The organism is Neisseria sp. HMSC068C04 (assembly GCF_001810105.1).
GTDB lineage: Bacteria > Pseudomonadota > Gammaproteobacteria > Burkholderiales > Neisseriaceae > Neisseria > Neisseria flavescens_B.
Window position 1 is genome coordinate 59,465 of record NZ_KV799980.1, and the last position, 22,453, is coordinate 81,917.

Genomic DNA, 22,453 nt, shown 5'->3' on the forward strand with positions numbered 1-22,453 from the left:
CCGTCTGAAAATACCTTTCAGACGGCCTTTTTATATTTTAAAGCAAACCTCATTCATTCCTCACAAATACGGCTGCAAGGTTTGGCGGAGGATTTCCATATCGGTAATTTCAGTGATATTGGCTTTGCCCAAGTATTCCAAACCGACAAAATGCATGATGCCGCTGCTGACTTTTTTATCGTGGCTCATGTGTTCAATCCATTTTTCAAATGAGAAAACAGGCGGCGCAGACGGGAGGGAGGCGGCTTCCATTAAAGCGGCAATTCGGTCGGTATCAGCTTGTTGGGTTTTGCCCAAGATTTGCGACAAACGGGAAGCAAGGACGCAACCGGCGGCAACAGCCTCGCCGTGCAACCATACGCCGTAGCCCATTTCAGCTTCGATGGCATGGCCGAAAGTGTGGCCGAGATTAAGCCATGCGCGGATGCCCTGCTCGGTTTCGTCTTGGGCAACAATATCGGCCTTCATTTTGCAGCAATGATAAACGGCTTCTGCCATTTTTTCTTGATGTTGCGCCATCAGGTCGGCCATATTTTCTTCCAACCAAGCAAAAAATTCAGCATCGCCCAATGCGCCGTATTTGATGACTTCGGCCATGCCTGCGGAAAGTTCGCGTTGCGGCAGCGTTTGCAGGGCGGTCAAATCGGCCAGCACGGCTTGCGGCTGGTAGAACGCGCCAATCATGTTTTTACCGAGCGGATGGTTGATGGCGGTTTTACCGCCGACCGAGGAATCGACCTGGCTGAGCAATGTGGTCGGCACTTGGATAAAAGGTGCGCCACGCTGATAAGTCGCCGCGGCAAAGCCGACCATATCGCCTATCACGCCGCCGCCCAAAGCGATTAAAGTGGTTTTGCGTTCGGCACGGTTTTGCATCAGGCCATCGTAAATCAGGTTAAGCGTCTGCCAGTTTTTATATTCTTCGCCGTCGGGAAGGATGATGCTGAAATGCGGCACGCCCAGTCTGTCTAAGGCCGTCTGAAGCTGTTTGAGATAAAGCGGCGCAACGGTTTCGTTGGTAATGATGGCTGCTTTTTTGCCTAAATAGGGCTGAAGCAGCGTATCGGCCTGCTCAATCAGTTTATGCCCGATAAAGATGGGGTATTGATGGGACGGGGTTTGGACAGTCAGGGTGCGCATGGTGTTCCTTTGCAAAGCGTGTTTATTCGCCTAAAGCCTGTATCAGGCGTTTGAGCGTTTTGTGACAGCTGTCGGATTCGATGACGAGATGGGCGGTTTGACGGTACAACGTATCGCGTTGGTCATACAGCTCTTGCAGTTTGGCCAAAGGGTCGGCAACTTGCAACAGCGGCCGGTTGCTGTCGTAACGGGTACGTTCCAGCAAGGTTTCGGGGCTGGCATGCAGATAAACAACCGTGCCGTTTTGGCGCAAAATCTGTCTGTTTTCACTGCGCAATACTGAGCCGCCACCGGTCGATAAAACAATATTGCGCCGGGAAGCGAGCTTCTTCAGCATATTGGTTTCGCGGTTGCGGAAGCCTTCCTCCCCTTCCATCTCAAAAATGGTCGGAATGGATACGCCTGAAGAAGTGCAGATTTCGTAGTCGCTGTCGTAAAACGGGCATTCAAACATTTGGGCAAGCTGCTTGCCCAAAGTGGTTTTGCCCGCGCCCATCAGCCCGATTAAGATTAAATTACCGTTGATTTTTTCCATGAGGGTCATTTTATACGATATGGTGGTTTCGTGGAAAAGTTCGTCGTTTTTCAGACGGCCTTTTCATCTCAGGCCGTCTGAAAACCAAAACAGGCATACCTTTGCAGATATGCCTGTTTGTCATTTTAAAAATCAGTAACGCAGATTGTTACCCACATTATCCATGATGCGCGGCGTGATGAAGATCAACAGCTCACGGCGGTTTTCACGTTTGCCACGTGATTTGAACAGATTGCCGACAACAGGAATATCGCCCAAAACAGGGACTTTGTTCACTGCATTAGTACTTTCTTCTTCGTAAATACCGCCGACAATCAGCGTGCCGCCATCTTCAACCATGGCTTGGGTATTCAAGTGCTTGGTATTGATACACTTGGTTGTCAGAGAATCCACGGTACAGTCGATCGGGGTATCGCGATTAATCTTCACAGTCATGATGATTTGACCGTCAGGCGTAATGTTCGGCGTTACGGTCAAGCCCAAAACGGCTTTCTTGAAGGTAATCGAAGTCGCACCGCTGGAAGAAGCCTCTTGGTAAGGAATTTCCGTACCGGATTCAATTTTGGCTTCTTTGCGGTCTTGTGTCAGCACGCGCGGATTGGAAATGGTTTTGCTCTTACCTTGTTCTTCAGACGCGCTGATTTCCAAACCCAATGCGCCGGACGAGAACGCACGCACCAGCGCAATGCTGTTGACTGCGGCTGCGGTCGGCAGACTGACGTTCGGGTCCAAAGTCCATGTGCGGTAGCCTACGTCGCCACGGTTAAATGAGGCATTGGTATTGTAGTTGGTTTGTGCATTGCTCCAGTTGCTGCCCCATGCGTTACGGCCACTTGCACCACCGGAACCGAATTTAACGCCCAAGTTGCGGAAGAAGGTATCTTCTGCTTCCACAATACGCGCTTCCACCATCACTTGACGGGTTGGAACGTCCAATTCATCAATCAGTTTGCGGAATTTCTCAATCACGCCGCGGTTGTCGGTCACGATCAGTGTATTGGTGGCCGGATCGATTAAGGCGCTGCCTCGGTTGCTCAACAGAGTATTGCGGGTGTTGGAATTATTGCTGTCGTATTCTTCCAAACGCAGAATTTTGCGGAATTCTTCCACGTTTTTGTATTTCAACTGGAAAGTTTGAGAATACAGCGGACCCAATTCGGCAATCTCTTTTTCAGCCTGCAAGAAGGCTTTGTCTTTTGCCAACAATTCATCGCGAGGCGCAATATTAATGATGTTGCCTTGACGGCGCATATCCAAATTACGCGCCTGCATAACCAAGTCTAAAGCCTGATCCCAAGGTACATCTTTCAAGGACAAAGTCATGGTGCCTTTGACAGTATCGCTGGCAACAATATTCACGCCGGATTCTTTTGCCAAAATCTGCAAGATGGTACGAACTTCTACATCTTGGAAATCCAAAGAAATTTTACGGCCTTTGAACGATTTGTTTACATTTTGGTTCAAGCCACCGGATTCGGTATTGGCGGCTTTAGGCGATACTTCAAATACAAAACGGCCGGAAGAAGCTTTGGTATTGATGTCCCAATTCGCATTATTGTTGCGGATAATGAGCTGGGTAGAATTGCCGATACGCTTGAGCGTAACGTTTTGTACAGGAGTGTTGAAGTCAGCCACATCCAAACTGCGTTGCGCTTGTGTCGGCAGCGTATGGTTTTTCAATGTCACAACCACGCGGTCGCGCTGCTGTTTAATGTCCGGCTGTCCGCTGAAACCAGGGGCGGACAATTCAATAATGCCGGAATTGCGTGCGCCTTTGCGAAAATCGATATTGGCTGCTGAAACAGCTTGATAAGTCTGAGCAGCGCGCGCGGTAGACGGCGTAGCCGCACGTTCATTTGCAACGGCCGCATTGGTTTGGTCAGTAGATTCGTTTACAAATACCCAAACTTCGTTGCCGCGAATCTCAGTATTGTATTGGCTGATTTTGTTCAAACCCAAAACCACGCGTGCACGGTCATTGTTTTGCGCCGCAGTAATTTGATTCAGCAATGGGTCGGCATATTCCAAAACAGGTTGAGGCAAACGGATATTGGTATTGGCAAAATCCAATGCAATACGCGCCGGAGTAGATGTTACAAAACCATGAGGTGTAGTGACGTCTTTGTCGAAACGGATTTTGATGATTTTTTGGTTGTCAGGCAAAGTGGAAACGTTGATATCGGTAATATTGCCTGCAAAGGCCGTCTGAACAGCGAGGGCAACGCTGAAGCCGGCAAATAATTTTGTCATGTGCTTGGTTTTCATAATCGAGTGAGACCCCTAAATTAATTTGAATTCGAACTATCTGAGCTATTGGAAGAATCCGCCTCTTTACTGCTCAATGGCAATTCGGCCTTCCGGTACACCCAGTTGCCGTAGCTGTCTTCAACTTGCTCGGTCAAGATAATTTTATCTTCGGTAATACTTTGGATTCTGCCGTAATTCTGACCGATGTAGTTTCCGGGATAAACGGTATAAACATGGTCGTTGACCTTGATAAATCCGGAAACTTTGCCGCCGCTTTGCAGCGTTCCGACGAAGGCCATGTTTTCCAAACTGAAGGCTTCCAATGTTTCTTTCGGACGGTTCACATCCGGCGCATTGCCGCCTTTAGGCGCAGTGTCCAAACGGCGTGAATCAAACGCATTCATACCTTTAAAGTTCGGCGGGCTATACGGCTTAGGCAATGCAACCGTCGGCTCTTCAAACGGAATAATCTTGGATTTTGCTTCCTGACGGGTTTGCGTCATCCATTGAGTCAAATCTTCATAGCTTTGCGTACAGGCTGCCAAGGGAAGAAGACTTAAGAGTAAGATGATTTTTTTCATGATTTCCCTATTCTTTTATTTTTGCTCATTCTCGGCAGGTTTGCCTTCTTCTTGTGCCTGTTGCGCAGCCAATTCGGCAGCAATCTCTTCGGCCGGACGTGCTTTGTAAGTCGTCGCAATCGCGCTCAATGTCAACTCGCCTTTATTGCCTTTGCCCTCTTTATCCTCGCCTGCGTTCACGAGTTTCAAGGAATCTAACGTAATAATGCGCGACAAATCGCCTACATCACGGGTAAATTGGCTGATCTGAGAGTATTTGCCTGTGATGGAAATCTGATACGGCAGTTTTTGAATCGGACCATCGTTTTCAGGTTGGAGCGGTGCAACGCTGTCCAAACGTAGTCCGTTGGTTGAACCTGCCTGATGCAGCTCTTGAATCAGATTCGGAATTTCCGCGTCGGTCGGCAATTGTTTCAACAAAACATCAAATGCAGAACGGATCGAAGCCAATTCAGCCTTTAGATTGTTCAAACTTGCCGCCTGAATGCTTTTCCGCGTAAAGGTTTCCTTCAACTCTTCTTCTTTGGCTTCCTGCGTATTCAGGGTTTCAATCTGACCTTTAAATACGCCGACATAGCCCAAAGCCAACATACCGACAATCAATAAACCTGCCAGCAAAAGTTTTGAAGGCATATTGAGCAGGTACAGGTTTTGTACGTCCAATTGTTTCAGGTTTTTAGATGCCATTATTGAGCCTCCGGAGCAGGTTCTACCACAGGTTCGGCCGTTTCATCGCTGCTTTGGGCAGTCGGTGCAGGAGCCGGCGTATTTACTTGGTTGATTGAAGATTTCAAAGTAAATTCTTGGTAGCTATCTACTTTTTTAATGCTCAACAATTCAGGCTGCAAGAAAATACCTGTACTTGGCAGGGAGCGCATCATAACGGCGATTTTATTGTCGCTGATGGCATGGCCGCTGATTTTATAGCTGGTCGGGCTTTCTGCTTCCAACGCAGTCAAATAAGTATTATCGGGCGTAAGCGCATTCAAAGAATCAAGGATATAAGCCGCTTGATAGCGTTTTTCCTGCAACTCTTCAACTTTCAGCTTTTTAGCCAAGAAGGCTTCTTTTTCTTGCTGAAGTTTATCGATTTCGCCTAATTCTCTATCAAGTCTGTCAATTTCGGTTTGCAGGAAGTTGTTGCGGCCTTCTTGATTGCTTATAGCGCTATCAATACCGAGATAGGTAGCGGCCACCAAGCCCAAACCCACTGCAAAAGCACCAAGCATCAATATTTTGAATTGCTGCTGCTTGCGCTGTTTAATCTCTTCCCGATACGGAAGAAGGTTGATTCTGGTTAATTCAATCATGTTCTCAAAGTCCCCTTAATGCCAATCCGAACGCCAAAGTCAGTGACGGCGCATCAATTTGAAACTGCGGCAATTCTACTTTTGCACTGCGTTCCACATATGAAATCGGATGCAGATATTCTGTTGCCGTATTGGTTTGCGAGAAAATGCTTTCTGCCAAACCTGCCTGTTGCGCTGTAAAGCCGGTCAGCAGGATGTGTTTGATATTGGCGAAAGAATCAGTGGCCTGCGTGGTATAGTAAAATTGCAAAACACGCTGAACTTCTTGCGCAACCTGTACATTAAAACGGTCGGCAATCTGAGACTGGTAGTCGGAAGGCTTGTTTTGAGAAGCCATCATTTGCGCGGCTTTTTCTTCCGTCACCTGATAAGTACGCTGAATCAGCTGATTGAGCTGCTCAGTGCTAACCGGTGTTTCTTGTTTATAGAGAATGCGGCCGTTTTGCAAAATCAGTGCATACATTTGCGTCGCATGAATGCCGAACACGGCAACTTTTTCCTCTGCCATTTCGGGAGCATGCGTATTCATCCAATAAACAAAGGCATTGCGTTGTGCCAACAAGTCCAAATCCAAAGCAGACAAAGGCAGGCCCGCATTTTCAAACATTTCAATGCGCGGCTCCACATCGTCTTTTTTGGCTGCAACAGCTAAAACATGCTGGCCTGAACCGACTTCCTCGGCTTGAAAGTCGTAGTTCATTTCTTCAATAGGCGCAAATTGGCCGACTTCCGCCTCGACAAACTCTTCCAAGTCCAAATCGGTATCACGCGGGTTGTAAATAATTTGCTCGACTGTCGCCAAATTTTGTGGCACAGCCGCAACAATATTTTTGCAAGAACTGCGTAATTGTGTGTAAGTATGTTGGATGTAAGTAGCAAGCTGATCGTAGTCTTGAATTTTGTTGCCTTTGACAATATTTTTAGGCAATTTGGTAATAACGTATTTTTCCAGCTGGATTTGGTTTAAACTACGGCCTGTCAGTTGTACCATCTTAATGGCATGTTGGCCGATGTCGACGCCGATGGCAGAGCGGTTGTTCAATCCGCTAGAAGCCTTGCCTGTTTTGGTATCCTTCGTGCTTTTAAATAAGCGCATGATTTGACTTCCCTGTATCATTTAGGAGTGAGTAACTGTTTCGTTATCCGTAAAGGACTTCTTATTCTTTACACAGTATTGACTGTGGCTGATAGAAATCGTTTCCCATTTTACTTTATTTATCGCCATTAATGGCAAAATTATTACTTAGTCATGATTAAAAAGATTATAACGACCTGCATGGGTCTCTTATTAGGACTGGCTCTTTTCGGTGTAGGTCTGATTGCAATTGCAATTTTGGTAACCTATCCAAAACTGCCGTCTTTGGACTCTTTACAACACTACAAACCAAAAATGCCGCTGACGATTTATTCTTCAGACGGCCAAGTCATTGGCGTTTACGGCGAACAACGGCGTGAATTTACCAAAATCGGCGACTTCCCGAAAATTTTGAAAGACGCCGTGATTGCCGCCGAAGACAAACGCTTCTACGACCACTGGGGTGTGGACGTTTGGGGCGTGGCGCGTGCCGCGATCGGCAACGTCATGGCCGGCGGCGTTCAATCCGGTGCCAGTACGATTACGCAACAGGTTGCCAAAAACTTCTACCTGAGCAGCGAGCGTTCATTCACCCGTAAATTCAACGAAGCCCTGCTGGCCTACAAAATCGAGCAGTCTTTGAGCAAAGACAAGATTTTGGAGCTGTACTTCAACCAAATCTATTTGGGTCAACGCGCTTATGGTTTTGCCTCCGCCGCCCAAATTTATTTCAATAAAAATGTTAATGATTTAACATTGGCCGAAGCCGCCATGTTGGCCGGCTTGCCTAAAGCACCTTCCGCCTACAATCCGATTGTGAACCCTGAGCGTGCCAAACTGCGTCAGACTTATATTCTGAACAATATGCTGGAAGAAGGCATGATTACCCTGCAGCAACGCGATCAGGCTTTGAAAGAAGAGTTGCATTACGAGCGTTTTGTACAAAACATCGACCAAAATGCCCTGTATGTTGCCGAGATGGTGCGTCAAGAGCTGTTTGAAAAATACGGCGAAGATGCCTACACACAAGGCTTCAAGGTATATACCACCGTCGATACCGCACACCAGCGCGTGGCCACCGAAGCCCTGCGTAAAGTTCTGCGCAATTTCGACCGCGGCAGCAGCTACCGTGGTGCAGAAAACTACATCGACCTGAGTAAAAGCGACAACGTAGAAGAAACCGTCAGCCAATATCTTTCTACACTTTACACCGTCGATAAAATGATTCCTGCGGTTGTATTGGAAGCCTCACGCAAAGGTGTACAGATTCAGTTGCCGAGCGGCCGTAAAGTCACGCTGAACAGCCACGCTTTAGGCTTTGCCGCCCGTGCCGTCAATAACGAAAAAATGGGCGAAGACCGCATCCGCCGCGGCTCCGTCATTCGCGTTAAAGGCAGTGGCGATACTTTTACCGTCGTTCAAGAACCTTTGTTGCAAGGCGCATTGGTGTCTTTAGATGCGAAAACCGGTGCAGTCCGTGCATTGGTCGGCGGCTACGACTACCACAGCAAAACCTTCAACCGCGCAACTCAAGCCATGCGCCAACCCGGCTCGACGTTCAAACCGTTCGTTTATTCCGCCGCTTTGGCAAAAGGCATGACTGCCTCCACCATGATTAACGATGCGCCGATTTCCCTGCCGGGTAAAGGTGCAAATGGTAAAGCATGGAACCCGAAAAACTCTGACGGCCGCTATGCCGGTTACATCACGCTGCGTCAGGCTTTGACCGCGTCGAAAAACATGGTGTCCATCCGTATCCTGATGTCTATCGGCATCGGCTACGCGCAACAATACATCCAACGCTTCGGCTTCAAGCCGTCTGAAATCCCTGCCAGCCTGTCTATGGCTTTAGGTACAGGCGAAACCACGCCGTTGCGTATTGCAGAAGGTTACAGCGTCTTTGCCAACGGCGGTTACAAAGTATCTGCCCACGTCATCGACAAAATCTATGACAGCCAAGGCCGTCTGAAGGCGCAAATGCAACCTTTGGTAGCCGGTGAAAACGCACCTCAAGCCATTGACCCGCGCAACGCCTACATCATGTACAAAATCATGCAGGACGTTGTCCGTGTCGGTACCGCACGCGGTGCAGCCGCACTCGGCCGCTCCGACATCGCCGGTAAAACCGGTACCACCAACGACAACAAAGACGCATGGTTTGTCGGCTTCAACCCTAGCGTTGTGACTGCCGTCTATATCGGCTTTGACAAACCGCGCAGCATGGGCCGTGCAGGCTACGGTGGTACAATCGCCGTACCGGTTTGGGTAGAATACATGCGCTTCGCCCTGAAAGGCACCAACGTGAAACCAATGAAAGCGCCTGATGGCGTGGTTGCAAACGGCGGCGAAGTGTACATGCGCGAACGCATGACCACCAGCTCCGACCTGGCTTTGGACAACAGCGGCGTTGCTCCGCGCCCTGCCCAACCTGCCCGTCGTGCCGTTCCGAATGAAAATCGCCGCCGTGCCGAGGGCAACACTGCGCCAGCCCGCGAAGAATCAGACGAAACCCCAGTTCTGCCAAGCAATACCGGCAACAACAGACAACAACTGGACTCTCTGTTCTAATGTTCTAAAGCAAGGCCGTCTGAAACGTTCAGACGGCCTTTTTTGAGAAAATTCAAAGCAAAACCATGATTGATTTACACTGCCATTCGACCGTTTCAGACGGCATGCTGTCCCCAACCGAAGTTGTCCGACTCGCCCGTCAAAACGGTTGCACCCTGCTCGCCCTGACCGACCACGACCACACCGGCGGACTTGCCGAAGCACGCGCCGAAGCCGATACCCTCGGCCTCCCCTTCGTCAACGGCGTGGAAATATCCGTCACTTGGCGCGGCCGCACCATCCACGTTGTCGGCTTGGACTTTGACGAACACAACGAAACCCTGCAAAACCTGCTTGCTGAAGTCCGCAAAGGCCGTCTGAAACGATTGGAAGCCATTGCGGCCAAACTGGAGAAAAAAGGCATCACAGGCGCGTATGAAGGCGCGCTGGCATTGGCTGCCAATAAAGAAATGGCCAGCCGCACCCACATTGCCGAATTCCTCATTCGCGAAGGCCATGTCAAAAACAAACAGCAGGCATTTACCAAATATCTGGGTGACGGCAAATCCTGTTCCGTCAGACATGAATGGACCACACTGGAAGACTGCGTAGCCGCGATTACAGGCGCGGGCGGCATGGCCATTATCGCCCACCCGATGCGCTATGAATTATCCGCCACCGCCAAACGAAACCTGTTTCAAGAATTTAAAAACCTCGGCGGCGCAGGAATTGAAGTGCACAGCGGCAACTGCTGTAAAAACGACCGCCTCAACTATGCCCTGCTTGCCGACCGCTTCGACTTTCTCGCCAGCGCAGGCAGCGACTTCCACCGCCCCAACGACTTTAGCGGCGGCATACTCGGCGCCTGTCCCGACTTACCCGAACAATGCCGCCCTGTCTGGAAACACTTTAAGGCCGTCTGAATTTTTGACAGCAATTTTTCAGACGGCCCGCCAAGTATGAGACAGTTATAAACATATCACACTCTATATATTGAAACTGCCTGCCCGATACACCATAATGACCCTATAAATACCCAAAACAAAGGTTAACGCCATGTGCCAACTGCTCGGCATGAATTGCAACACTCCCACAGACATCATGTTTTCTTTTGAAGGCTTCCGCCGCCGTGGCGGCATTACCGACCACCATGCCGACGGCTTCGGTATCGGTTTCTTTGAAGGCAAAGGCGTGCGCTTGTTTCACGACGACAAGCCCAGCGCCAACTCTCCCGTTGCCGACTTGGTGCGCGCCTACCAAATCAAATCTGAAAACGTTATCGCCCATATCCGCAAGGCCTCACAAGGCCAGACCTCGTTGGCGAACACTCACCCCTTCATGCGCGAGATGTGGGGCGAATATTGGCTGTTTGCACACAACGGCCATTTGATTGATTTTTTCCCCGAGCAGGGAGAGTACTACCACGCGGTCGGCACGACCGATTCCGAACGCGCGTTCTGCTTTATCCTCAACCGCCTGCGCAGCCGCTTTGCCACCAAACCCGAACCTGAAGTTTTGTTTGACGCCATCGCCGGCCTGACTCATGAAATCCGCCGCTACGGCTTGTTCAACTTCGTGATGTCCAACGGCGACTGCCTGTTTGCCCATGCCAGTACCTTGCTGCACTACATCGTACGCAAAGCCCCGTTTGGCAAAGCTCGCCTACTGGACGATGATGTGATGGTCGATTTTTCCACAGTGACCACGCCAAACGACAAGGTCTCCGTCATCGCCACCCTGCCCCTGACGCGCGATGAAACTTGGTCGCAGTTGGCAGTCAATGAATTGGTGATGTTTCAAGACGGCGATATCGTCCGCAGCGACCGCCCCGAAAATCCGGTTTATATGAGTGCGGAAGAAGGTTTGGAAATCGCCCGCGCCGTCGGCGTATCGGTTTAACGGTTGATTGACTGAAAAACTCAAGGCCGTCTGAAAAGATCAACTTCGCTCAAGTTGCCCTTTCAGACGGCCTTTTTATACTTAATCCATAGTCAAAGCGTTTACTATACGAAAATAACGCAATCCGCTACAATAATAGTTCACAAACAATAAATTCAATTGCTTAGCGACCTTGCCGAGCGTATGACAAGGAAACCCGATGAAGTGCCCGTTTTGCCAACACCCCAACACACAAGTAACCGACTCGCGATGGTTGGAAGACACCAACAGCATCCGTCGCCGTCGCAAATGCTTGGAATGCGGACAACGCTTCAGCACTTTTGAAACCGTTGAAATGCGGATGCCGCAAGTCATCAAATCCAACGGCACACGGGTTCCCTTCAATCCGCACAAACTGCAGACCAGCCTTGAGCGCGCGCTGCACAAACGCCCTGTCACTCAAGAACAAATCGATGAAACCGTTGCCCTTATCGAACAACGCCTCTACCGTTTGGGCAAAAAAGAAGTCGCCTCGCGCATCGTCGGCGAAATGGCGATGGAAGAGCTGGCAAAAATCGACCAAGTCGCTTATGTCCGCTTCGCATCCGTCTATAAAAGCTTTAAAGACGTTTCCGAATTCACCCAAGTCATCGCCGAATGTAAAGCCAAATAAGGCCGTCTGAAACCATGTTTTCCGCACTTGATACCCAAATGATGCAAACCGCCCTCGAGCTGGCCAAGCTTGGGCGGTTTTCTACTTCCCCCAATCCCCGCGTCGGTTGCGTGATTGCACACGGCGCACAAATCGTCGGACAAGGTTTCCACATCAAAGCAGGCGAACCGCACGCTGAAGTTCATGCGTTGAGGCAGGCTGGAATGGCGGCAAAAGGCGCAACAGCCTATGTCACGCTGGAACCTTGCAGCCATTACGGCCGCACGCCGCCATGTGCCGAAGCGCTCGTTCATTCCGGCGTAACGCGCGTGGTCGCCGCTATGACCGACCCTAACCCGTTGGTCGCAGGCAAAGGCTTGTCTATGTTGGAAGCCGCCGGAATCCGTACCGAAAGCGGTTTGTTAGAAGCGCAGGCGCGCGAACTCAACCGCGGTTTTCTGTCGCGTATCGAACGTGGCAGACCGTTTGTCCGCCTCAAATGCGCCGCCAGTTTGGACGGTAAAACCGCCCTTTCAGACGGCCGCAGCTTTTGGATTACCGGCGAAGCAGCACGCGAAGACGTACAAATTCTCCGTGCCGAAAGTTGCGCCGTTTTGACCGGTATCGGTACTGTACTTGCCGACAACCCGAAACTCAACGTCCGCAGCTTCCCCACCCTGCGCCAACCTGCGCGTATCGTCTTGGACAGCCAACTGCAAATCCCTTTGGACTGCCGCCTCGTTACCGATACTGAAAGCCCGACCGTTATCGTTACCCTTTCCTCAGACGAACAACGTTTGCAGGCTCTAAGCGCATTTGAACATATCCGCATCATCAGGCCGTCTGAACACATCAACGGCCGCATCAATCTTCTTTCCCTCATGCCGCAACTGGCAGAGCTTGGCTTTGGCGAAGTTCTGGTAGAAGCAGGCTCAACACTTGCTTCAGCCTTTCTGAAGGATGACTTGGTGGATGAAATCGTCCTCTACCAAGCGCCGAAACTATTAGGCGCAGGCAAACCTCTTTTCTCCCTTCCTGAAAATCCGGCCGTCCTACTTTCAGACGGCCCTTGGCAAAGTCAATCGGTAGAAATCATCGGGCAGGACATTAAATGGGTTCTCCGGAAAAAATCCGTCTAATTGCCTCAACTTAAAAATTAAACCATTTCAATAGAATTTATCTATCATTTATATAGCAATAAATGTGCTTTTTTCATCGATATATTATAATGACTATAGCGTATTCCAATTTAAAACTTTGACTTGAGTTAACTATCCTCAAGCTGATTGTCGACAAATTTTCCTTTTTTTCATCACGAAATAATGGATTATTAAGATAAGTTAAGCCACGAAAATTTATTAAAAGTTTTTATTCTAGAAGGGTTTTAAACGGCATAAACGGTAGTTTTATTTCATGAACCATGAATTTGACAAAGCAATATCTAAAATTAAAACATGTAGTTGAATGCAACTTCTAAAAATAAAGTATTCAAAAATACCGTTTCCATACCACAGAGGCCGTCTGAACGACCGTTAAACTTTTTCGATTGAGACGAATCAGATAAGTGCTTATGATTTTGTCTAATGTAATTATAAGTATGGTTTTTAAGGCTTCACACGATACGGCAGCCGGCTATGGCTATGCGGTTGCAGCAAACAACTCAGGCATCGGGCAAACACTCCCGATTTACTCATTCATTACACGAAAGACATCATGAAAAACATTACGATACAAAAATTTGCCGATAAGACCGCAAAAATCGGCATCGTTGGCTTAGGCTACGTCGGTTTACCACTGATGTTGCGCTATGTGGATATCGGTTACCAAGTTTTGGGTTTCGACATTGACACCAACAAAGTCGACAAGCTCAATAAAGGCGAAAGCTACATTGAGCATATCCCTTCCGACAAAATTGCCGCTGCTTCCAACAGCCTGTTTGAAGCAACGACCGACTTCTCCCGCATCGGCGAAGTAGAAGCCGTCATTTTGTGCGTACCGACTCCGCTGAACAAATACCGCGAGCCGGACATGAGCTTTGTGATTGACACTACCGATGCGGTAAAACCTTACCTTCGCGCCGGTCAAGTGTTGTCTTTGGAATCCACCACCTACCCCGGCACTACCGAAGAAGAATTGCTGCCGCGCATGGAAGAAGGCGGCTTGAAAGTCGGTCAAGACGTGTTCTTGGTTTACTCTCCTGAGCGTGAAGACCCGGGTAACCCTAACTTTGAAACCCGTACCATTCCAAAAGTTATCGGCGGCCATACCCCTGCTTGTTTGGAAGTCGGCCTTGCGCTGTACCAACCTGCCATCGATAAAGTTGTTCCAGTAAGCTCCACCAAAGCGGCCGAGCTGACCAAACTTCTGGAAAACATCCACCGCGCCGTAAACATCGGCTTGGTGAACGAGATGAAAATCGTTGCCGACAAAATGGGCATCGACATTCACGAAGTCATCAATGCCGCTGCAACCAAACCGTTCGGCTTCGTTGCTTATTACCCGGGCCCTGGCTTGGGCGGCCACTGTATCCCTATCGACCCGTTCTACCTGACTTGGAAAGCACGCGAATACGGCGTAAACACCCGTTTCATCGAATTGGCCGGCGAAGTGAACTCCCATATGCCCGACTACGTTATCGAAAAAGTCGGCCTGGCTTTAAATGACCACAACCGTTCTATCAAGGACAGCAAAATCTTGGTATTGGGTATCGCCTACAAGAAAAACGTGGACGATATGCGCGAAAGCCCGTCTGTAGAAGTGATGGACCGCCTGCACAAACTGGGCGCAGTGGTTTCCTACTCTGACCCGCACGTTCCAGAGTTCCCGCACATCCCCGGCCACCACTACTTCGACCTGAAGAGCGAAGCGCTGACCCCTGAAACTGTCGCCCAATACGATTGCGTGGTTCTGACCACCGATCACGACAAATTCGACTATGACATGATTACCGAACATGCCAAGCTGATTGTCGATACACGCGGCAAATTCCCAGTGAAAAATCCTAAAGTCATCAAAGCATAATCTTGCTTCAGACGCATCCGGCTGCCTCCGGTTTCCCCAACCGGGACGGCGGCCGGTTTCCCAAGGCCATTTGTTTTTCAGACGGCCTTGGCAAACCGGCAACGGTAACAACACATACCTTACGAAAAACGCTCAGCTCGAACTTCTGGCCGTCTGAAAACAAATAATATGAACGCGAAAAAAATCCTCGGCTACGCATTGGGCCCGGTAGGAAGCGCCGCTTTCAGCCTGCTTTCCCTGCCACTTATCTCATGGTACTTCCCTGCGGAAGACATCGGCCGTATCGTACTCTTGCAGACCATTGCCGGACTGAGCATTCTGCTCTTGGGCTTGGGGCTGGACCAATCCTATATTCGCGACTATTACGCCGTTAAAGACAAGGCCGCGCTGTTCAAATCCGTTTTTTTATCGCCATTGATTCTGACTGTGGCGGTTGTGGTTTTAGTGTTATTGATAAACGCATCATGGCCGTCTGAAATCATTTTTGACATCCCCAGTGCAAATTTGGGGATTCTCTTTCTGATTTTCTTGGCCACCACGCTGATTACCCGTTTTTTAGCCCTGATTTTGCGGATGAAAGAGCAGGCATTGGCTTTTTCCGTCAGCCAGCTTGCGCCGAAATTCTTGATTTTGGTGTTGGTTTTTGCCGTGATTGCCTCCGGTTTGCCTGCCAATACTACTTCGCTGGTTTTTGCCTACACCGCGGCCCAAGTGCTGACCGTTGTACTGTTGATATATCAGTTGCGCAGAGACCTGCAAGCCATTTCCCATGCGAAATGGTCGTCCGAGCTACATCGAGACGGCCTGCGCTACGGCCTGCCGCTGGCATTCGGCAACTTGGCCTATTGGGGGCTGACTTCGATTGACCGCTTCGTCCTCAAAAACATCTCGGGTTTGGACGAATTGGGCATTTACTCGATGGCGGTCAGTTTCGGCGCTGTCGCCCTGATTTTCCAAAGCGTGTTTTCCACTATTTGGGCGCCTTTGGTGTTCAAATGGGTAGAAGAAAAAACCAATCTGGACAAAATCGGCGACATCACGCTTTCCATGACCGTCCTCATCAGCGCAATGATTTGCCTCATCGGGATTTTCTCGCCGATGGCGACTTGGATACTGCCGGAAAAATACACGCAGGTCCAATTTATCCTGCTCTCGTGTATGCTCTTCCCCCTGTTTTACACGCTGACCGAAGTCAGCGGCATCGGTTTGAACGTCGTCCGCTCGACTTGGCTGATTACCGTCATCAACATCGTTGCCTTTATCGCCAATACCGCCCTGCTCTATCTGCTGGTGCCGAAATTCGGTGCAAAAGGTGCGGCTATGGCCAGCGCAACGGCTTTTTGGCTGTTTTTTATCTTTAAAACCGAATTCTCTTCACGCCTATGGCAACCTTTGCCGCGCCTGAAGATTTATACCAACTCAACGCTCTGCCTGATAATCTGCCTTGCCTACACTTGGCTGGGTACGCGCGACAACTACATTTGGTTTGCGCTGGCATGGGCAGTCGGACTGGGTTTCCTGTTCCTAAAATACAAACACGCACTATTTGCCGCGACCGAAAAAATCAAAGCCAAATTAAACCGTTCGGCAAAATAGCCAACCTGAGATCCACGTCTCTACGATAACAACAGAATGACCATGAAAATAAAACGTCTGAACTTATACACTTACATCCTATACATCATGCTCGCAGCCTATATGCTGGGTCCTGCGCTGTCCTTTAAGGTCGGCGTGCCGCGTATCGACAACCCGCTGACCCTGATATTTGTACTGCTTGGTTTTGTCGTATTTTTTCTGGAAAGCAAGCATATTCCGCGCAAGATTTTTGCCATGCTCTGCGCCCTGACCGCTATGTGCATCTGGCCTGCCATCCATATGGGCATTACGTCGCTGACACCGACGCAGTACATGGATATTTTGTTTTTTATGGCGGTTCCGGCTTTCTTCTACTTGTTTTACCAAGTATTGAAACGTGCCGAAGACCCTTTGAGGACAATTCAGAAGTTCCTCATCGTATTTACACTGTTTATCGCCGTACCGCCGTTTGCAGAGTTGGCCACCGGTATTCAGTTTGTGAGTGCCAGCGATGAGTTGGCTATTGATGAAGGCTCGCTCAAAGGCTTGTTCTTTAACCCGAACAACCTTGCCGCCACCGCAGTCTGCCTTGCGCCTGCCATTTTGTTTTTCTTCCAACTCCAAGGACGGAAACACAAAGAAAAATTACTGGGCTGGGGTTTGTTCCTGCTGTTGGGCATGGCCATTTTCGCCAGCGTATCGCGTACCGCCATCGGCTGTTACCTGTTGATTTTGCTGGTTTATACAGCCTATCGCAAAAACGGTTTTATTACTGTCGGCGTAGCTGGTTTGCTGGCTTTGGTGTTGTCGATGATTCCGTCACGCGCGATTGCGGAATTTTTGCTGTCGCTCAACGGCAACCAGTTCTTAGAACGCTTTTCCAGCCGCGTGTACCTCTTCCTGTACGACTTGGGCAGCGACAACTCCGTGTCCTACCGTCAAGAGATTTACAACTACTTTTGGAATAATCCGCCCCTGCTGCTGACCGGCTATGGCCCTAAAAACTTCCGCGAATATTTCGGCGGCCATTTGAGCGGCAGCTTGGGCTTTGAAAACCCGCACAGCTTCATCATCGAGCTGTATTTGGGTTTCGGCATGATTTCCTTACTTGGCTTTATTGCTTTTGCGGCGTTTTATTTCCTTTACATCGCCTCAAACCGCGCAGTAACCGGCAAATCGCGCGTTTTAGCTTGGGTTGCCTTGGGTATTTTCCTGCTGGCCGGTTTTATTCCGTCCACCATTTTGCGTATGCCGTTTATCTGGCTGCCCTGCCTGCTGATTTTTATTTACAGCGTATTTGTTGCGCCCAAGCTGAAAGATATGGCCGCTTACGCATACAACGAAACACTATACGATACGAAGAAACCATCATGAAAATCATCCTGACTACCTCCATGTCCGGCCTCGGTGGCACTGAAAACGCCACTTTCCGCCTCGGCCGCCTGCTCAAACAACGCGGACACGATATCGTATTGGCCTCTTCAGACGGCCCTTTGATTCAGGAAGCGCAAGCATTGGGCATCCGTTGGCAGCCGATTGATTTTTACCAAGGCGGTCTTTTGGGTTACGTCAAAGGCATGTTTGCCTATATGAAACTGCTGAAAAAAGAGAAACCTGATGTGATTCACTGCCAAATGGCGCGTATCGTCCCGGCCTGCGCCATTGCGGCCAAGTTTGCCTCGCCGAAAACCAAAGTGTTCTACCACGCTCGCGGCCTTGATCCGGAAACTTATCCAAAAATTGCCAAGCTTTTCGACAAGCTGGGCGTGTACATCATCGGAAACTGCAAACACGAACGCGAAAAACTCATCCGTTACGGTTTTCCTGCCAACCGCATCACCTACACTTACAACGCCCTGCACAAAGCAGATTTCGTTCCTGAAAAAACAGTCAAAGACTATGTCCAACTGGGTACACTTTCCCGTTTGGACACCGTCCGCGCCGTGCATCTGATGTTGGATATTTTGAAGAAAATGATTGACCGCGGTATGCCTGTACGCCTCAACGTTGCAGGTATCGGCGAAGAAATGGACAACCTCAAAGCCCAAGCCAAACGTTTGGGCATTGAAGACAAAGTCACCTTCCTCGGCGGCGTCCGCGACTTGACCGGCTACTTCAAAGAAGTCGATATTTTGGTGAACACGCCGCATTGCGTGGGTGACCACGGTGCAGGTGTCGGCAACAATATTTTGGAAGCCGGCCTTTACGACACGCCTGTCGTGACCTACAACATGGCGGGCATTTCCGAAATGGTCATCACCGGCCAAACCGGCTACTGCATTCCTTTCGGCGATGACGAAGCGTTTATCGAAGCCGTCGATACACTCATCAAGCATCCAGAGTTGCGTGGTCAAATGGGTAAAGCCCTGCACAAACACGTCGAAACCTTATGCTCCGACGACGAAATCTACCGTACCACCATGGCTGCGTACGAAATGTAAGGCCGTCTGAAACATGAATATTACCATCGTCGCCCCTTATTGCTCGCTGCCTTCCGAGCCGCATTTCAACCGCTTCTGGTATCTTGCCGAGCTGTTGTCGCAGTCGCATGACGTATTGCTGATTACCAGCAACTTCAAGCACTACGACAAATCTTTCAGACGGCCCGAAGATGCCGAGGCCGCCTCACAAGGCCGTCTGAAAGTCATGCTGTTGGAAGAAAGCGGATACAGCAAAAACGTGTCTTTAGAACGAGTGACCAGCCATCACCGCTTCGTCAAACATTTTGAGAAATGGTTGGAAAACTGCCGTCCGGGCGAACAAGATGTCGTCTTTTCCGCCTATCCGCTGATTGCTACCAACCTGCTGTTGGGCAAACACAAAGCGCGTTTGGGTTACAAACTGATTGTCGATGTGCAGGACGTATGGCCGGAATCTTTCTCCTCAGTCGTACCGTTTTTGAAAAAAGTACCGCACAACCTGCTGCCCTTTGCTTCACGCGCCAACCAAGCCTACCGCTACGCCGACGCGCTGGTTGCCGTATCGCAGACTTATCTCGACCGCGCCAAAGAAGCCAATCCGAACGTACCCGGCGAAGTCGTCTATATCGGTGCCGACTTTCCCAAACTGGATGCCGCGCCTGCCAAAGATTTTGGCGACGACAAAACCCGCTTTTTCTACTTGGGCACACTCAGTTACAGCTATGACGTGGAAACCGTGTGCAAAGGCGTTCGCAAACTGTTGGACGCCGGCGAAAACGTCGAATTGCACATCATGGGCGGAGGCCCCGATTTGGACAGGCTCAAACAATATGCCTGCGACGGCATCAAGTTTTACGGCTACATTCCTTACGCCGAAATGATGTCGGTCGCCAAGGGCTGCGACATTTCCGTCAACGCCATCCACTCTTACGCCATGCAGTCGATTACCAACAAACTCTCCGACTATATGGCTTTGCAAAAACCGATTCTGAACAGCCAGGTCAACGACGAAGTTGCCGAAGTCCTTACCCTGCTGCCGCATGCGAACTACCGTTCCGGCGATGTGGACGGTTTCGTTCAAGCCGCCAAAGATATTTTGAAGCGCAAAAACGATCCTGTTCAGTCCGAAGAAATCGTCCGCCGCTTCAAACGCGACGTTGCCTATCAAAAAATCGTCAATCTGATTGAAAGATTAGCTCATGAATAAATTTTTCAAACGCCTGTTTGACATTGTTGCCTCCGCTTCAGGGCTGATTATCCTGTCGCCTGTGTTTTTGATTTTGGTGTACCTCATCCGCAAAAACTTAGGCTCGCCTGTGTTCTTCATCCAAGAGCGGCCGGGCAAGGATGGCAAGCCGTTTAAAATGATTAAATTCCGCTCCATGCGCGATGCAATCGATAAAGACGGCAACCCGCTACCGGACAGCGAACGCCTGACCGATTTCGGCAAAAAATTACGTGCCACCAGTTTGGACGAACTTCCTGAATTATGGAATGTCTTAAAAGGCGAGATGAGTCTAGTTGGCCCTCGTCCGCTGCTGATGCACTACCTACCGTTGTACAACGACTTCCAAAACCGCCGCCACGAAATGAAACCGGGCGTGACCGGTTGGGCGCAAGTCAATGGCCGCAACGCCATTTCATGGGATGAAAAATTCGCCCACGATGTTTGGTACATCGACAACTTCAGCTTTTGGCTGGATATCAAAATTTTGTTCCTGACGGTTAAAAAAGTCTTCGTCAAAGAAGGCATCTCAGCCGAAGGAGAAGCCACCATGCCTTATTTCACGGGTAATAAAACTGATGAAAAAAAATAACATACTGATTCTGTCGGCAGGTCGCCGTGTCGAATTGGTGCAGGACTTCCAAACCGAAGCCACACGTTTTTCAGACGGCATCGGCGTTTTTGCCACTGACCTCAACCCCCACATGTCTTCTGCCTGCCATGTTGCCGACCGCGCTTTCAGCGTGCCGCGCATCGATGCAGCCGAATACATTGACAGCATTTTAGAGCTGGCCAAACAACACGACATCGGTCTGATTGTGCCAACCATCGATACCGAGCTGCTCAAACTGGCCGAAGCACGTGACCGTTTTGAAGCTGAAGGAATACATATTGTCATTTCCGATGCAAAACTGATTACCCTGTGCCGCGACAAGCGCCTGACCGCTGGCCTGTTTGCACAATACGGCATCCGTTCGCCTGAAATTTACGAACGTGACCGCTTGGTTTTCCCATGTTTTGCCAAGCCTTATGACGGCAGCCGCGCCATCGGTGCGAAAAAAATCAACACACCGGCTGATTTGACTGTCGACATTACCGAAGACCCGAAAATGATGTTCGCCCAATACATCGATATTGAGAATACTTTCTCCGAGTTTACCGTCGATATGTATTACGACCGTCAAGGCCGTCTGAAATGCGCCATCCCTCGCGAACGTTTGGAAGTGCGCACCGGCGAAGTCAGCAAAGGCGCAACCCGACGCAATGCCCTGTATGAAGAGCTGGTTGAAAAAATGGCCGTATTGGAAGGCGCACGCGGCTGCATTACCGCGCAATTCTTCGTCAGCAAAACCGACAGCACGACCTACGGCGTGGAAATCAACCCGCGTTTCGGCGGCGGTTTCCCACTGACTTACGCCGCAGGCGGCAACTATCCGGGCTGGCTGATTCAAGAATACATCGGCGGCCAAGACGTCCCTTTCTCCGACGACTGGGAAAACAATTTAATCATGCTTCGTTACGATGCTAAGGTTTTGGTAAGAGAACATGATTAAGCCGGAAGAATCCGTCATCGTCTTCGATCTTGACGATACGCTTTACTCTGAGTATGACTACAAATGCTCCGGAATACAGGCAGTTGTAGGGATAATTACGTCACTTTACCCGCAATACGATGCCAGCGTACTAAATGAAATTGCAGACAATAAAAGTAAAGACTGGCTCAACAATTTGTGTCATCATTGCAAATTAAACGAACTAGAGAAACAATCACTTTTGTGGCAATATCGACTACATAGGCCTGTTATCCGACCCTATGTCGAACCGTCTTTTTTACGGAAGCTGATGCGCCCTTTTGCCGCACGCGCCCTGATTACAGACGGCCGCAGTCTGACACAGCGTTTGAAAATACAGGCCTTGGGTTTGACCGATTTGTTTGACGACATTTTGATTTCGGAAGCCATGCAATCGGAAAAACCCGACGATAAGCGTTTTGTCTTCCTGCAAAACAAATATCCGGCTGCAAAACGTTTCATCTACATCGGCGACAACATCAAAAAAGATTTTGTCGCACCCAACAAACTGGGTTGGCTCTCCATAGGCATCATGCCTAAGCCGCACAATATTCATCAAGCCGAGCCCGAGCAATACGGTCGTGAATACCAGCCCACCCTTTGGATAAACACCCTGGAAGAACTGACTACACTGACAACTTCCGCCACCGAAAAAGCAAATGCATAAGGGACATTT

The 22,453-nt window shown here is 49.6% G+C and carries 20 protein-coding genes; 13 read left to right on the plus strand and 7 right to left on the minus strand.

Annotated elements, in window-relative coordinates; translation table 11 throughout:
- Positions 1-60: 60 nt before the first annotated feature.
- The 7 genes from aroB to pilM all read right to left on the minus strand — a co-directional run bounded on the left by aroB (position 61) and on the right by pilM (position 6,909).
- The gene (gene aroB, locus HMPREF2700_RS08305) at positions 61-1,140 is read right to left on the minus strand and encodes a 3-dehydroquinate synthase (RefSeq protein ID WP_070591490.1); all 1,080 of its coding nucleotides are present in this window, start codon (positions 1,138-1,140) and stop codon (positions 61-63) included.
- Between the two features lie 22 nt (positions 1,141-1,162).
- Positions 1,163-1,675, minus strand: a complete 513-nt coding sequence (locus HMPREF2700_RS08310) for a shikimate kinase (protein WP_049333679.1) — start codon at positions 1,673-1,675, stop codon at positions 1,163-1,165.
- A gap of 132 nt (positions 1,676-1,807) precedes the next feature.
- On the minus strand, positions 1,808-3,940 hold the full coding sequence (gene pilQ, locus HMPREF2700_RS08315; RefSeq protein WP_070591492.1) for a type IV pilus secretin PilQ: 2,133 nt from the start codon (positions 3,938-3,940) through the stop codon (positions 1,808-1,810).
- 20 nt (positions 3,941-3,960) lie between these two features.
- A complete protein-coding gene (locus tag HMPREF2700_RS08320) occupies positions 3,961-4,503 on the minus strand; it encodes a pilus assembly protein PilP (RefSeq protein ID WP_070591494.1) in 543 nt (180 codons plus the stop codon).
- Positions 4,504-4,518: 15 nt separating this feature from the next.
- A complete protein-coding gene (gene pilO, locus HMPREF2700_RS08325) occupies positions 4,519-5,190 on the minus strand; it encodes a type IV pilus inner membrane component PilO (protein ID WP_070591495.1) in 672 nt (223 codons plus the stop codon).
- Positions 5,190-5,813 (minus strand): PilN domain-containing protein, encoded by a 624-nt coding sequence (locus HMPREF2700_RS08330; protein ID WP_070591497.1) that lies wholly within the window; start codon positions 5,811-5,813, stop codon positions 5,190-5,192. The genes pilO and HMPREF2700_RS08330 overlap by 1 nt, the downstream gene beginning before the upstream one ends.
- Before the next feature lie 4 nt (positions 5,814-5,817).
- Complete coding sequence (gene pilM / locus HMPREF2700_RS08335) at positions 5,818-6,909, minus strand: type IV pilus assembly protein PilM (RefSeq protein ID WP_070591498.1); 1,092 nt, start codon at positions 6,907-6,909, stop codon at positions 5,818-5,820.
- Between the two features lie 153 nt (positions 6,910-7,062).
- On the opposite strand from pilM, the gene HMPREF2700_RS08340 reads away from it, so the two are divergent.
- The 13 genes from HMPREF2700_RS08340 (at position 7,063) to HMPREF2700_RS08400 (ending at position 22,444) form a co-directional block, all read left to right on the plus strand.
- On the plus strand, positions 7,063-9,456 hold the full coding sequence (locus HMPREF2700_RS08340) for a penicillin-binding protein 1A (protein WP_070591500.1): 2,394 nt from the start codon (positions 7,063-7,065) through the stop codon (positions 9,454-9,456).
- Between the two features lie 65 nt (positions 9,457-9,521).
- Positions 9,522-10,358 (plus strand): PHP domain-containing protein, encoded by an 837-nt coding sequence (locus HMPREF2700_RS08345; RefSeq protein ID WP_070591501.1) that lies wholly within the window; start codon positions 9,522-9,524, stop codon positions 10,356-10,358.
- A 133-nt stretch (positions 10,359-10,491) separates the two neighbouring features.
- Positions 10,492-11,334 (plus strand): class II glutamine amidotransferase, encoded by an 843-nt coding sequence (locus HMPREF2700_RS08350; RefSeq protein WP_070591503.1) that lies wholly within the window; start codon positions 10,492-10,494, stop codon positions 11,332-11,334.
- A gap of 199 nt (positions 11,335-11,533) precedes the next feature.
- On the plus strand, positions 11,534-11,986 hold the full coding sequence (gene nrdR, locus HMPREF2700_RS08355; RefSeq protein WP_003748978.1) for a transcriptional regulator NrdR: 453 nt from the start codon (positions 11,534-11,536) through the stop codon (positions 11,984-11,986).
- Positions 11,987-12,000: 14 nt separating this feature from the next.
- A complete protein-coding gene (gene ribD / locus HMPREF2700_RS08360; RefSeq protein ID WP_070591504.1) occupies positions 12,001-13,104 on the plus strand; it encodes a bifunctional diaminohydroxyphosphoribosylaminopyrimidine deaminase/5-amino-6-(5-phosphoribosylamino)uracil reductase RibD in 1,104 nt (367 codons plus the stop codon).
- 574 nt (positions 13,105-13,678) lie between these two features.
- Complete coding sequence (locus HMPREF2700_RS08365) at positions 13,679-14,986, plus strand: nucleotide sugar dehydrogenase (protein ID WP_004520865.1); 1,308 nt, start codon at positions 13,679-13,681, stop codon at positions 14,984-14,986.
- Between the two features lie 168 nt (positions 14,987-15,154).
- Positions 15,155-16,582 carry an oligosaccharide flippase family protein gene (locus tag HMPREF2700_RS08370; RefSeq protein ID WP_070591506.1) on the plus strand — a complete coding sequence of 476 codons (1,428 nt, stop codon included), beginning with the start codon at positions 15,155-15,157 and terminating at the stop codon, positions 16,580-16,582.
- A gap of 42 nt (positions 16,583-16,624) precedes the next feature.
- Positions 16,625-17,935, plus strand: coding sequence for an O-antigen ligase family protein (locus HMPREF2700_RS08375; protein ID WP_070591507.1), 1,311 nt, complete (start codon positions 16,625-16,627; stop codon positions 17,933-17,935).
- Positions 17,932-19,002, plus strand: a complete 1,071-nt coding sequence (locus HMPREF2700_RS08380) for a glycosyltransferase family 4 protein (RefSeq protein ID WP_063076623.1) — start codon at positions 17,932-17,934, stop codon at positions 19,000-19,002. The genes HMPREF2700_RS08375 and HMPREF2700_RS08380 overlap by 4 nt, the downstream gene beginning before the upstream one ends.
- 13 nt (positions 19,003-19,015) lie before the next feature.
- Positions 19,016-20,188 carry a glycosyltransferase gene (locus tag HMPREF2700_RS08385; protein WP_070591508.1) on the plus strand — a complete coding sequence of 391 codons (1,173 nt, stop codon included), beginning with the start codon at positions 19,016-19,018 and terminating at the stop codon, positions 20,186-20,188.
- The gene (locus HMPREF2700_RS08390; protein WP_049333552.1) at positions 20,181-20,798 is read left to right on the plus strand and encodes a sugar transferase; all 618 of its coding nucleotides are present in this window, start codon (positions 20,181-20,183) and stop codon (positions 20,796-20,798) included. Before HMPREF2700_RS08385 ends, HMPREF2700_RS08390 begins: the two co-directional genes overlap by 8 nt.
- Complete coding sequence (locus HMPREF2700_RS08395) at positions 20,785-21,759, plus strand: ATP-grasp domain-containing protein (protein WP_070591509.1); 975 nt, start codon at positions 20,785-20,787, stop codon at positions 21,757-21,759. The genes HMPREF2700_RS08390 and HMPREF2700_RS08395 overlap by 14 nt, the downstream gene beginning before the upstream one ends.
- The gene (locus HMPREF2700_RS08400) at positions 21,752-22,444 is read left to right on the plus strand and encodes an HAD family hydrolase (protein WP_070591511.1); all 693 of its coding nucleotides are present in this window, start codon (positions 21,752-21,754) and stop codon (positions 22,442-22,444) included. The genes HMPREF2700_RS08395 and HMPREF2700_RS08400 overlap by 8 nt, the downstream gene beginning before the upstream one ends.
- The last annotated feature ends 9 nt before the right edge of the window (positions 22,445-22,453 follow it).